Raw genomic sequence first — 12,531 nt, 5'->3', positions numbered from 1 at the left:
TAGGAGGAAAACGATGGGTTTTTTAAAAAAAGATTCGGATTTTGCTTCCGGCGAACATTTTTCTATTGTCAGCGCGGAATGCTATTTCCAAGGGACACTAAGCGTGCAAGGTTCTTTGCGCGTAGACGGTCACTTGGCAGGATCGGTGGATAATGCACGTCAGGTCATAGTAGGAGAAGGCGGCAAAATTACCGGCGATGTAACCGGACACACCGTTGTTTGTGGCGGAGACATTGAAGGCAATGTGTGCGCAGAAATGTTGGAAGTGTTAGCCAAGGCCTCTATCAAAGGAGATATCCGCGCCCAAAAAATGATCGTAGAAGAAGGCGGACGGATTGAAGGCATGTGTAAAATTGGCGGAGCAGAAATGTCCTCACCCGCCGATGATACAGATAAACAATAAGGAGTTTTGACGTATGATCTCTTTCTTAATCAAATACAAAAAATCAATCTTAATTATTACGCTGGCATTTTTCATTGCCAGTATCGGATATATTGGACTAGGTTCCTATTCCAGAGGAGTTTTCAATACCAATGCAGCGATGGTGGGTTCTACCCCTATCACGTATCGTACTTTACAAAAAGCTACGGACGCTCAAGCGCGTGCCTTGCGTAACAACGGCGTAGATGTAGATGAAAATATGAATCAATATCTAACCCAACAAGCCCTCAGCGGACTTATCAGCGAAGAAGTTCTCAACCAAGCGGCCCGCGAATTTGGTATGTCGGTATCTGACTATGAAATTGCGTTAGAAATTCATTCAGCTCCTCCCTTTAATCAAAATGGTCAATTTAACAAAGTGGCCTATGAACAGGTACTCAAGCATCAATTGGGCATGAATCCCGCTCAGTTTGAAGAACAAATCCGCCGCAGCAAACTGGCAGATCGCTTCCGCATGGCGTTATTCTCCATCTATAAATTAACGCCGGAAGAGGTACGCTATGCGTATCAAACTCAAAACGGAAACATGAAAAATTTTGAGCAGAATAAAAAGGATTTCGAAAAACAACTGTTTGAAACTAAAATGGAAACTGCCCAAAAAGCTTTCTTTGATGATTTCAACAGCCGAGTAGAAATTAAGACCTTCTTAAAAGAACAAGCATCATGAAAAGTAAAGTACTAGTAGTGGGATCTGTCGCGTTTGACAGTATAGAAAACGCCTACGGCCGTGCTGAGCGTGTGCTGGGCGGGGCGGCCAGTTATTCTTCTATTTCTGCCAGTTATTTTTCCTGTCCGTCTATTGTCGCAGTAGTAGGAACGGATTTCGCGGCTAAAGATCGCGCCCCGTTTAAGAAACGCGGAATAGATTTGACCGGCTTACAGGTCAAAGAAGGTAAAACCTTCCATTGGGGAGGCAGTTATGACAAAGACCTCAAAAATGCCACCACCAAATTTACGGAATTAAATGTATTTCAAGATTTTAATCCTATCTTAAGTGAAGAGCAAAAAGAGGCCAAAGCAGTTTTTTTGGCTAACATTGATCCGGAGTTACAGTTATCTGTTTTGAAACAAGTCAAAAACCCGAAACTCGTCGCTTGCGATACGATGAATTATTGGATTTCTTCCAAAAAAGCTGCGCTACTCAAAGTGCTGAAAAAAACGGATTTGTTTTTCTTAAATGAAGCCGAAGCGCGTCAATTAACCGGCACCTATAATTTGATTACGGCCGGCAAAAAAATCTTGAAAATGGGTGCCAAGCACGTCATTATCAAATTAGGGCCCAACGGGTCTATGCTTGTGAGCAAATTAGGTATTGTGCAATTTCCGCCGTACGTGCTTGAAGGGGTGCATGATACCACCGGCGCGGGCGATACCTTTGGAGGCGGTGCGACGGGCTATTTGGCCAGTTTGCGCAAGTGGGACTCTTTGTCTGCCATCAAACGTGCTATGATGATCGGGAATGTGATGGCATCCTTTACCATTGAGTCGTTTAGCGTTAAGCGCCTTGCTTCCGCACGCCAAAACGAGATTGAAAAACGCCTCAAGAATTACACTTCGATGTTAAGGTTTTAAGATACGTGAAAAAAGCCCTTGCACTTGCAAGGGCTTTTTTTATGTCAGTTCAAATAATATGCTTTTTGGCCGGATATAAATTTGTAGTTATGTTCGCCCGTGCCGCCTATATCTTTACAGATTTTTTCCCCGGCATCTCCCTCACCCACACAAACAATTTTTCTGACATACTCGGGGTATACACATGTGGCAAAATAACGAATTACAAAACGATTATCTTCCATAGTATTATTGCTGGTAGAAGCATAAATTCCCACATTCGAATATTTTGACACCCCAATTGTAAAATTTTCTGAATTGGGAGGTAGGGTAATATCTAAGGCATCCAAAGTGGGCGTTGCTGACTCGCCATTTTCCATAAGCCAACGATCCAATGCATCTTTTACCGCACGTATATTAATTAATTGCTCCATCGCGCGTGCTTTATACACCGCACGTTGATATTACGGCAGAGCAATGGCTGATAAGACGCCGATAATAAGCACAACTACCAATAATTCAATCAAGGTAAACCCTTTTTTCATACATCCTCCTTTTTTCTGCCGTCACCTCGCAAGGTTTCTGTGCGGGGTATAGGCCTCTGCAAAACTACTTATATCCCGCACTACGACACTGCGGGATGACCGTGTGTGTTTTCTACAAAATAACGCAGGCCGGGATCTGATTTTTCAAATTATACTAAAAAATCAGAAATTTGTCATACAAACCGCTGGCTGCGGCCAATAAGGTACCCGCGCCAACAAGCCACACCCACACATTACTGCGAAAATGTATCCCTTCTTTCTGCCCGCTTCGGCCCAACAGATACAGTGCTAATAACAAAATAAAAATACCGGTCCATTGATACCCATTGGGGCGCTCCGCAAATATAAAAAATGCTCCCAATAATACCGGCACGGGCCGCAAAGCATCTATCGGCGCGGCTAACGTAATCGGTAAATGTTTTAGCCCCATATATCCGCATCCCCACGAGGCAAGCACAATCATCGCTTTTACCGCCACACCGCCATGCATCAGCCACGTACCACGCGGAATTTGTAAAATACTCCCCTCCAGCCACTCTGCGCCACTCCAACTAATGATAATTACAGGCAAAAATAAAAGGGTAGCAACCAAACTACTCCCCCACAACACACCAAACACCGAACATTGTTGTAACGCTCGTTTTTTCGTTGCCTCATACAAACCCAAAAATAAAGCCGAAATGAATGCTAAAATGACCCACATATCTTTTTCCTTAGGCACATAAAAGTTGTGCTTTCGTACGAAAACTGCTATAATAATTGTATCAATTTCATGCCGGGGTGCTGGAATTGGTATACAGGATAGTCTCAAAAACTATTGCCCGCACGGGCTTAAGGGTTCAAGTCCCTTCCCCGGTAAAAATATAAAACCTGCTTTTAAGCAGGTTTTTATTTTTAGTTGGGGAGTGCACCAACTGCTTGGTGCACGTAAGGGAATTGAAGCCCGGAGCGATGTTTTTGTTTGAGTGCGCGCGCAAGCAAGCACGAAAGGCAAAAACCGTGAGGGCCGGCCCGGAGGCAATTTCCGTAAAGAAATTGACCGCAGGGAAGTCCCTTCCCCGGTAAATTATAAAACCGCCTTTCGGCGGTTTTTTATTTTATAGTGTTACAAGATTTACTCTTGTCTCTTGCCCCAAACTATTGAAAAAGTATAACGGCCGATTGTCATATCCTTGCGCGCGTATTGTTTACGCAAACGCGGAAAGAAATACAATACAAAATGTTTATCGGCTATCCTCCTGGAAGCAACGGGAGACAGCAAACAGGTTAAGCAGAATTGAAACGGAGTCTTCCAATATACTTGTTTAGCACAGCGAATATAGTGTTTTACCGAAGATAGAATTTGCCGAATTGATGGTTGGAAACTAAGCAAGGGTTCATATTCTTGGTGTTCACTGCCGCTAGCATGAAAAATAACGGCCATTTCTTTTCTATCTTCTCGTGTAGGGTGAAGCAAAAACCAGTTAATCCATTGCACTAGGAAATGACCCGTTAAGAAAATATCCTTTCCCTTAAAAATGTGTTTGACATCATTAGCAAATGCCAACATCCCGTTGCTAAGGGTTTCATAAGCGGCAATGCGGGCTTCCTCTTGGGCAGGGATATGAGAGTCGTAGAGGGGACTGCCGTCTGGCGTGATGTTTTTAATAGGCGGTTGCGGGGCCGTAAATAGGAATTCCATAAATGGCCAACAATGTGTAAAAATCTCATGATGCTGTTTCAATTCTCCGTGCGGCAAAAAAGCTTCAAAACGATGGGATGGCATTTCTGGAGTAGGTGTCACTCCCCAATAATATCCGGTTACTTGTTCTACCCCAACGGCGGCCTCAATGAGTTTTTGCGAAGAAAAAAAAGAAGTAACGCTATCAATCGCTCCCACTGGCTTCCCTGGTTGATAATAGGCAGAAAGATAATTCCTGTAATTAGATAGTTCCTGTTTGGAAAGTTGGGTAAGCAAAGGTAAATGATCTTGAATAAAACGATGAGTTTGAGCTTTATTCATCGGGTGAGCAGGTAACAGCGAACGAAATGCATCAGATTTATTCGCAAAGTGCCGCAAAATAGTTTTCATCTGTCCCATGGATGTAGGCGGATAATCCAACCTACAGATATTATTTAAAAATCGCAGGGCATACACATAGTGAGCTTGAATGTGCGGATTATCAAATGTTTGAAATACTTTTTGTAACGTATATCCGTCGCGCGCTACAAAAAGCAAGGTAGGAATATGGCGAGCGGTGGCTTGTTTTTCAATCCACCTGGTAAAACCATAAGAGGCGGGGCCGCCAATTTTATATCCCAACCGCTCAAAGTAAGGGGAGAGAATTCCTTGTGCTTCTTTCCATATCAGTAACCCCAAAGTCACTGATGCATCAAAACTGGGGTGCTGCTTCCAAAATTTCAGAAGAAGCGGATACTTTTGAAAATAGCGTTCTTGTAAGGATGGAATGTGTAAAGCATGCCAACCCGCTTTTTTAGCGCACCGCACATCTGAACGACGGTTATCTCCAATATGTAAAATAGTTTTGGGATCAAGGTGCAAGTCTTGTTCTACGTGATAATATAGCGTACCGTAACCCTTTTGTTTACGTGGTCGGTTAGAAACATATAACTTTTCAAAACCGTCAAATCCTTTTTCACGTAATACTTGCTCTAAGAAATCAGCCGGCAGATACATATCGGAGACAATAATAATTCGTTTGCCTTGCTGTTTGGCATAGCGAAACAGCATTAGTAAGGCTGGATTAGGTTGTAAAGTTTGGCGTTCCAAATCTAGTTCCTGTTGTTTTAGCGCAACATCCGGGCCGGACAATTCGGCATAAATTTCGTCTAAATTAACATCTTCTCCTTCGGGACGTTTATGACGGGCAGTTCTTTCAGCCAACCGACGGCGCGTCTCAAAACCCGGTAGTTGATTTAATTTTTCTAAGTGGACAAATAGATCCGTGGGGCGCAAATAAGGACGTATAAGTAAAGTATCAAAAATATCAAATGAAATGACTGTATGACGGTTAATAAGTTTTTTGGCCTTTTCTATAAACATATTTCCTCCTGTTCAACAGAGCTATTTTGTAAATTGTCATTTTAGACATCACTGGCAATATGTCTGTTTTTGAGGAAATGCAAAGAACGACACGCCTAAAGCACAACAGGGGTGACCTTACTTTCGGTTCTTCTATCAATTTTCCAACAAAAAAGGCGACTGCTATTTGCGAGATTGGGATCACACAAATAAACAGTCGCCTACCCGTATTAATAGCTATTAATACAGGATTAATGCTAGTAAGCCCGGGTAATTAGTCCGTTCCTACTAGCAAATAGCGACTGTTTTTGGTTCCCAATCTCCTATGCTTACGCACAAGTGATGTCTAAATTAATTTAGACAACCAAAAACAGTATTCAAATTGTAATCAAACCACATTTAAGGCTTGTCTATGATTGTTTATCTCCTCTTCGATTTTTATACTATTGCATTCATTCTTAAGGCACAAAATCTACCACTAGTTTATCATAACTGACTTAATGTTGGCAATCACAATTCCACACATTCTGACTTTTTTCTTATTCGAAGTATCTGTTTAATACATTGCTCATATTACCCCCCTTGGACAGCGCAGGAAGAATTTATATAATTTACTTACCCTTAGAAAGGAATTATACACCGTATAAATATGATTTATACCGTCACCCTTAATCCGTCGTTAGATTACATTATGTTCGTGCCCAGCTTACAGTTGGGTGGTGTTAGCCGTGCAGTAAAAGAAAACATCCTGCCCGGCGGAAAAGGAATCAATGTGGCCGTAGTATTGGAGCGTTTGGGTTTTCCGTGCACGGCACTTGGATTTTGCGCCGGTCATACCGGGCAAGCACTTCTATCTCTTTTGCAAGGACATATTTCGCATACCGATTTTATTTGCTTGCCTAAAGGACAAAATCGCATCAACGTTAAAATTAAATCTACACAGGAAAGCGACATCAACGGCCGCGGACCGCATATTGAACCCGTCTATCTTCAACATTTATTGCAAAAATTAAATGCATTAAAATCGGGGGATGTATTGGTTTTGTCCGGTGCGGTTCCTGCCGATGTGGCCCCTTCTATTTACGCGCAAATTTTACAGCAAGTACAACCGCTTGGCGTACTTTGCGTAGTAGACGCAGTAGGGCCGCTTTTGCACCACACGCTTTCCTATCATCCTTTCTTAATTAAACCCAATGAAGAAGAGTTGGCCAATCTGTTTGACGCGAAAATACAAACGGAAGAAGACGTATTGCAATACGCCAAAAAAGCGCAACAATTAGGAGCACAAAACGTTCTGGTATCCCGCGGAGCACAAGGAGCTTTGTTAGTCACTTCCGACGGAAATACCTTCAAAGCCCCGGCTGTTAAACTGACTGCCCCTGTTATCAACTCTGTCGGCGCCGGAGACAGTATGGTGGCCGGCTTTTTAGCCGGTTGGTTACACTCCTGCGATTATGCCACCGCTTTGCAATGGGCTTTAGCCGCCGGAGGTGCTTGTGTACAACAAGAATGGTTGCCGGAACGAAAAGATATTTTAACGTTTATCCCGCCCAAACATAAGGAGCTTGTATGAAAATTACGGATTTAATTACCCCGGCCGGAATCTGTTTAGGTGCCAAAGCAAATGATAAAGCAGATGTTTTACACCAAATTACCCAATTAATGAATGCTCAGGGAAATGTGGCCGATTTGGAAGGATATCGTCAAGCAGTTTTAGCACGCGAACAAGAAAGCAGCACCGGCGTAGGAGAAGGGATTGCAATTCCTCACGCTAAAACAGCGGCCGTACGCAAAGCAGGTTTAGCGGCCATGACAGTACCGGATGGAGTAGATTTTGATGCATTAGACGGAGCTCCGGTAAAATTATTGTTTTTAATTGCCGCGCCCGAGCACGCCGATAACACACATATTGATTTATTAAGTCGCCTGTCCACCTTGCTCATGAATGAAACGTTCCGTACACACTTATTACAATCACAAAACGCTACGGAATTCTTACAAGCAATTGACCGGGCGGAAAAGGAAGCTTTTCCGGAAGAAAGTCAATCGGAGTCTTCCCCCCACATGTACGACTTGTTAGCCGTCACCGCTTGCCCCACCGGAATTGCCCATACGTTTATGGCGGCAGAAGCCTTGGAAAAGGCCGCCCAAAAAGCCGGCATTTCGCTCAAAGTGGAAACGAATGGCTCCAGCGGAATTAAAAATCCGCTCTCAGCCGAAGAAATTGCCTCTGCTAAAGCCATTATTGTGGCAGCAGACAAAGCCGTGGAAATAAACCGTTTCAACGGAAAAAAGGTTCTATTTACCAAAGTGGCTGACGGCATCCACCATCCCGCAGAATTGTTAAAACAGGCCTTGCAAGGACCACTACCCGTTTTTCACGCAACCGCTTCTGCTGTTCCTGCCACCGTCGAGAAACATTCTATTTTGCATGACATTTACAAGCACTTGATGAACGGGGTTTCTCATATGTTGCCTTTTGTGATTGATGGCGGCATTTTAGTAGCACTCTCCTTTTTATTAGATGGTGCACACGCAGGTACAGCTCAGTTTGGCACTGGCACGCCTTTGGCCTCTTTTCTCAATCAAGTGGGTGGCCTAGCCTTTGGGATGATGTTCCCCATTTTGGCAGGATTTATTGCCGCCGCAATCGCGGACCGGCCGGCTCTAATGCCCGGCATGGTAGGCGGTCTGCTGGCCAAAACAGGATTTTCCCTTTCCTTGCCGCAAGAACTATGGCAACCCTCCGGTTTTCTGGGGGCTTTAGCCGCCGGATTTATTGCCGGATATATTATTTTGGCATTGAAAAAAGCAAGCGCCAAATTGCCGACATCGCTAGAGGGAATTAAACCCATCCTCATTTATCCGGTGCTAGGTATTTTAGCAATAGGCGCGATCATGGTCTTTGTGGTCAATCCTCCCATGGCTTGGTTAAACACCACCATCACACATTTCTTAGCCGGTCTTTCCACCGGTAGCAAGGTATTATTGGGATTTATACTGGGAGGCATGATGTCAATTGACTTTGGGGGCCCTATTAACAAAACCGCCTACGTGTTTGGTACAGCGGCACTGGCCAGTGCTCAATATGACATTATGGCCGCCGTCATGGCGGGCGGTATGGTACCGCCATTAGCGATTGCCTTAAGCACTTTATTTTTCAGAAATCGTTACACCCAGCAGGAACGTCAAACCACGGTAGGAAATTTTATTATGGGATTTTCTTTTATCACGGAAGGAGCCATTCCGTTTGCCGCAGCCGACCCGTTACGAGTCATCCCGGCTTGTGCGGTAGGAGCGGCGGTAGCCGGTGCGTTAAGTATGTATTTTGGATGTGGCCTTCCGGCGCCACACGGTGGACTTTTTGTGATAGGAATCATCACGCACGCCGGTGGATTTATGACCGCTATATCCCTAGGATCCATAGTGGGAATGGTCTTATTGGCTCTACTTAAAAAACCAATTTCAACAAATTCGTAACAAGGAGTTTTTATGAAAGAATTCTCATTTGTCATTCAAGATCCCGCCGGAATTCACGCCAGACCGGCCGGTGTATTAGTCAAACAAGCCATGACTTTTCAAAGTACCGTCCGCATCCTTAAGGGAGATAAAACAGGCGACCTAAAACGCATTTTTTCCGTCATGGCGCTGGGAGCCAAACAAGGCGACCATTTAACCATACAGGTGGAAGGACCGGATGAAGAACAAGCGGCCGCCGCTTTAGAAACTTGCTTTAAGGAACATTTATAATCACATGAAAAAATGGCAAGCCACGGGCGTGTTCCCCAAAATAGTAATAGGTCCGATCTATTGTGTACCGGACGAGCAGTTCCATGTTCCTACCCATAAAATAACCGATACCGAAGCGGAAATTACTCATTTTGAAAAGGCCCGTCAACAAGCCAAAATACAGTTAAAAGAGTTATATCAGCAAGCGCTCGTGCAAACCGGAGAAGAAAGTGCGGCGATTTTTGATATCCATCAAATGATGCTCGAAGATGCGGACTATATTGAAAGTGTTCATACGTTAATCGCACAAGAAAAAGAGAATGCCGCACAAGCTGTAGAAAAAACGGGACAGCGTTTTGCCCGTATATTTGCGGACATGGACGATGAGTACATGAAAGCTCGCGCCGCCGATGTGCAAGATATTTCCCAACGTCTGCTGCGCATTTTATGTCACGTTTCACAACATATCACCTTACAAGAACCCTCCATCCTACTGGCCAAAGATTTAGTTCCCAGCCAGCTTTTATCGGTTCCGCCGAATTTATTATTAGGCTTTGCCACCGCCCAAGGAACCAGCAATTCTCACGCCTCTATTTTAGCGCGCACCCAAGGACTGGCCGCCGTGGTGGGAGTTGGTGAAGAGATGTTACGACACGCCACAAACGGTCAAACAGCTATTTTGGACGGAGAACACGGTATCTTGATTCTTTCTCCCGATGAAGAAACTTTACACCACGCCCGTCAATTGCTTGATCAGCAACAAAAAACAGCACAAGCCTTGGAAAAATTAAAAGGAACGCCAGACCAAACCCAAGATGGGACTTTGGTACGATTATACGCCAATGTCAGTAGTCTTGGCGAACTGCAGACAGCTTTGCAAGCGGATGCGCGCGGAGTAGGTCTTTTCCGTACGGAGTTGTTTTATCTGCAGTCCTCCACTTATCCGACCGAAGAAGAGTTGTTTGACGTGTACCGCCAAGCCGTGCAACTCATCAACGGCAAACAAATTATCTTCCGTACGCTGGATATAGGAGCTGATAAAACAGCCCCCTATTTTCAACTCCCTAACGAGGAAAACCCGGCGTTAGGACTGCGGGCCATTCGCTTGTGTTTAACGCGCACCGACTTACTGAAAACCCAATTGCGAGCGCTACTGCGGGCTTCTGCCTTTGGAAATATGGCCATTATGTTCCCCATGATTACTTCTCTTTCCGAAGTGAAACAAACGCTTGCTATTTTGGAAGAAGTAAAAACCCAATTACAACAAGAATCTATCCCTTTTTGTAAGACAGTTCCCGTTGGAATTATGATTGAAACACCTGCCGCTGCGCTGATTAGTGAGCAACTGGCTCCGCTGGTAGATTTTTTCAGCATAGGCACCAATGATTTGATTCAATATACTTGTGCTTTAGACAGACAAAATCCAAACTTACTTGCTTTTACAGACACGCATCATCCGGCGGTATTAAAACTAATCGAATATACCGCACGAAACGCACATGCGGCGGGAAAATGGGTGGGCATTTGCGGAGAATTAGCCGCTGATACATCCTTAACAGAAACCTTTTTGAAAATGGGAATTGAAGAGCTGTCCGTGGCGGCGGCGCACCTGCTACGCGTTAGACAGGTCATACAAAATACGCGCTTGTCCCATTAACAAAGGCAAACCGAGCGAAAGGATCCCCCCTCCGTCGTTGATATACTATCTAATTATTTTTTTATAAAAATTTACTTGACATCTATTTTAAAAAAATGGCACAATACTTCTATGGCAAAATATAACATTAGAACACTCAAAGAAAAAGAAGCTATTTGGAAGTTCTACCAAAAGCACGGATGGAAGTCTCTTTGTGAAAAGTATTCCATCTCACGTTCCACGTTGTCTAACTGGAAGTTACGGATTACCTCCGCTAAGCCTTCCGATGAACATCCGTTGGCACGTCGATATCATGTCGGACCGGAAATTCGCGCATTGTTCAAACAACTGTACAAGGACAACCCGGGCATTTCCTTGCAAGAACTGCAAGAAAAAGCCGCTCACAAACAATTAGTGTCCAAAACAGCTATTTGGCATATCGTTACCGGACGTTAACATCTACTATAAAAACTCCCCACCTAGGTGGGGAGTTTTTTTGTGTCCATTCAAATCACGCGATGTTCTACTCTTCTTTTTCCAAGGCAGCCTGTACATCTTGGTTTACTAATGTGGCCACGCACGAATCCGACCACACATTTAGAGATGTTTCCACCATATCAAGCACCGTATAAAACGGTAAAATAATTCCTAACAATTGAATAGGAACATTCATCGAAGAAAGCAAACTCGCCGATAAAAAGTAACAGCCCATCGGAACGCCCGCATTCCCAATCGCCGCCACCGACGCAATTAACACCCATATCAGTAAGGTAGGCAGGGTGATTACCGCTCCGTTATTTTGCATTAAATATACTACCGTAATTAAAATAAAAGAAGCACACCCGTTCATATTAATTGTCGTGCAAATAGGCAACACAAAACGTGCCACCTTAGGATGAATGTTATTTTGTTTTTCGGCGCAGGCCATAGTAACGGGTAATGTACCGGCTGAAGACTTAGAAAAGAAAGCCACCATTAAAGCCTGATACATATTGCGCATCGTCTTGAACGGATTAATCCGTCTTACCGCCAGCAGTAACGGCAGTACAATCAGTCCTTGGATTAAATTAGAAGATACGACAATTAAGAAATACTTGCCCAGTCCATTCAAGGCAATTCCCCCTGCAAAATCCCGCGTGCAAATAGATGCAAATCCAAAAATGCCTAAGGGGAGCAGTGCGATAATTCCTTTGACAATGAAAAATAGAATCGATTGCACGGCACTTAAAAACTGGAGAATAGTTTGTTGAGCCGCTTTTTCTGTAATATACCGAATGGCAATCCCTACCACCACCGCCACGAGCAACACGCTGAGTACATTGCCTTGTACAAAAGGTGCCAGCGCATTATCGGGAATCACCTTTACAAAATACTCTAAATATCCGCCGGTTGCCTCTAACCCGGTAGGCAGCGTACCCGAAACAGTGGACACATTATCCGGCGGGAAGAAATAATACAGGGCCGCCCCCACTCCGGCCGCTACAAGCGTGGTAGCTAACGTATATCCTAAGGTACGTTTCCAAAGAGATTTCTGCGTACCGCTACTGCCCAAGTTGGCAATAGTTAAACAAATAGTCACCCCGATAATCGGCACACTGATAAATTT

Annotated in this window: 13 protein-coding genes and 1 tRNA gene; 9 read left to right on the top strand and 5 right to left on the bottom strand. The window is 44.2% G+C overall.

The features are described from left to right. Nucleotides 1–13 precede the first annotated feature (13 nt). Genes IKN49_04665 through IKN49_04655 form a run of 3 tightly spaced genes read left to right on the top strand, consistent with a single transcriptional unit; the run spans nucleotide 14 to nucleotide 2,014 of the window. On the top strand, nucleotides 14–403 hold the full coding sequence (locus IKN49_04665) for a polymer-forming cytoskeletal protein (protein ID MBR3632328.1): 390 nt from the start codon (nucleotides 14–16) through the stop codon (nucleotides 401–403). 13 nt (nucleotides 404–416) lie between these two features. Continuing rightward, complete coding sequence (locus tag IKN49_04660; protein ID MBR3632327.1) at nucleotides 417–1,109, top strand: SurA N-terminal domain-containing protein; 693 nt, start codon at nucleotides 417–419, stop codon at nucleotides 1,107–1,109. Next, nucleotides 1,106–2,014, top strand: coding sequence for a bifunctional hydroxymethylpyrimidine kinase/phosphomethylpyrimidine kinase (locus IKN49_04655; protein MBR3632326.1), 909 nt, complete (start codon nucleotides 1,106–1,108; stop codon nucleotides 2,012–2,014). Before IKN49_04660 ends, IKN49_04655 begins: the two co-directional genes overlap by 4 nt. A gap of 44 nt (nucleotides 2,015–2,058) precedes the next feature. Here IKN49_04655 and IKN49_04650 read toward each other — a convergent pair whose 3' ends face one another. The 3 genes from IKN49_04650 to IKN49_04640 form a co-directional block, all read right to left on the bottom strand. Beyond that, nucleotides 2,059–2,427, bottom strand: coding sequence for a hypothetical protein (locus IKN49_04650; protein ID MBR3632325.1), 369 nt, complete (start codon nucleotides 2,425–2,427; stop codon nucleotides 2,059–2,061). Nucleotides 2,428–2,457: 30 nt separating this feature from the next. After that, nucleotides 2,458–2,538, bottom strand: a complete 81-nt coding sequence (locus tag IKN49_04645; GenBank protein MBR3632324.1) for a prepilin-type N-terminal cleavage/methylation domain-containing protein — start codon at nucleotides 2,536–2,538, stop codon at nucleotides 2,458–2,460. A 154-nt stretch (nucleotides 2,539–2,692) separates the two neighbouring features. Further along, the gene (locus IKN49_04640) at nucleotides 2,693–3,241 is read right to left on the bottom strand and encodes a DMT family transporter (GenBank protein MBR3632323.1); all 549 of its coding nucleotides are present in this window, start codon (nucleotides 3,239–3,241) and stop codon (nucleotides 2,693–2,695) included. Between the two features lie 71 nt (nucleotides 3,242–3,312). Here IKN49_04640 and IKN49_04635 point away from each other — a divergent pair. Continuing rightward, a tRNA-Leu gene (locus IKN49_04635) sits at nucleotides 3,313–3,396 on the top strand. A 256-nt stretch (nucleotides 3,397–3,652) separates the two neighbouring features. Here the strand turns inward: IKN49_04635 and IKN49_04630 are convergent. Continuing rightward, the gene (locus IKN49_04630; protein MBR3632322.1) at nucleotides 3,653–5,581 is read right to left on the bottom strand and encodes an HAD-IA family hydrolase; all 1,929 of its coding nucleotides are present in this window, start codon (nucleotides 5,579–5,581) and stop codon (nucleotides 3,653–3,655) included. A 628-nt stretch (nucleotides 5,582–6,209) separates the two neighbouring features. Between IKN49_04630 and pfkB the strand changes: the two genes are divergently transcribed. The 5 genes from pfkB to IKN49_04605 all read left to right on the top strand — a co-directional run bounded on the left by pfkB (nucleotide 6,210) and on the right by IKN49_04605 (nucleotide 11,381). Then, nucleotides 6,210–7,133, top strand: coding sequence for a 1-phosphofructokinase (gene pfkB, locus IKN49_04625; protein ID MBR3632321.1), 924 nt, complete (start codon nucleotides 6,210–6,212; stop codon nucleotides 7,131–7,133). After that, complete coding sequence (locus IKN49_04620) at nucleotides 7,130–9,040, top strand: PTS sugar transporter subunit IIA (GenBank protein ID MBR3632320.1); 1,911 nt, start codon at nucleotides 7,130–7,132, stop codon at nucleotides 9,038–9,040. Before pfkB ends, IKN49_04620 begins: the two co-directional genes overlap by 4 nt. Before the next feature lie 12 nt (nucleotides 9,041–9,052). After that, entirely contained in the window at nucleotides 9,053–9,310 is a 258-nt protein-coding gene (locus IKN49_04615) for an HPr family phosphocarrier protein (protein ID MBR3632319.1), read from the top strand. Nucleotides 9,311–9,314: 4 nt separating this feature from the next. After that, on the top strand, nucleotides 9,315–10,946 hold the full coding sequence (gene ptsP / locus IKN49_04610) for a phosphoenolpyruvate--protein phosphotransferase (protein MBR3632318.1): 1,632 nt from the start codon (nucleotides 9,315–9,317) through the stop codon (nucleotides 10,944–10,946). A 111-nt stretch (nucleotides 10,947–11,057) separates the two neighbouring features. After that, nucleotides 11,058–11,381 (top strand): hypothetical protein, encoded by a 324-nt coding sequence (locus tag IKN49_04605; GenBank protein MBR3632317.1) that lies wholly within the window; start codon nucleotides 11,058–11,060, stop codon nucleotides 11,379–11,381. 67 nt (nucleotides 11,382–11,448) lie between these two features. Here IKN49_04605 and IKN49_04600 read toward each other — a convergent pair. After that, nucleotides 11,449–12,531 (bottom strand): dicarboxylate/amino acid:cation symporter (locus IKN49_04600; protein MBR3632316.1); only part of this gene is annotated, 1,083 nt, incomplete at its 5' end.

This window comes from Elusimicrobiaceae bacterium (assembly GCA_017528825.1).
Lineage (GTDB): Bacteria > Elusimicrobiota > Elusimicrobia > Elusimicrobiales > Elusimicrobiaceae > Avelusimicrobium.
This window is presented reverse-complemented; position numbering and strand designations above follow the sequence as displayed.